This is a genomic window from Paraburkholderia sp. SIMBA_054, from assembly GCF_046534875.1.
Taxonomy (GTDB): domain Bacteria; phylum Pseudomonadota; class Gammaproteobacteria; order Burkholderiales; family Burkholderiaceae; genus Paraburkholderia; species Paraburkholderia hospita.
In genome coordinates, this window is record NZ_JAWRXV010001851.1 from 1 (window position 1) to 230 (window position 230).

The window sequence follows — 230 nt, forward strand, 5'->3', positions numbered from 1 at the left end:
GACGCCGCCATCGCCGGTACGAGCGTCGGCCGCGGCATGCCCGACACGCAACTCGATCTCGGGCTGCTGACTGCGATCGGCGAATTCAATCAGCAGCATTCGTCGAGCCGCCGCGCAATCGTGCTCGTCTCCGACGGCGGCGCGAAGCTGAACGCGCGTGTGCGTCAACTGATTGAAGACGGCCTGCTGCGCAATGATATCGCGCTCTACTTCATCTACTTGCGAAGCAG

At 63.0% G+C, this 230-nt stretch carries 1 pseudogene; it reads left to right on the forward strand.

What is annotated here, in order from left to right:
* Positions 1 to 230, forward strand: a pseudogene (locus tag SB822_RS61450) (VWA domain-containing protein); the annotation flags it as partial.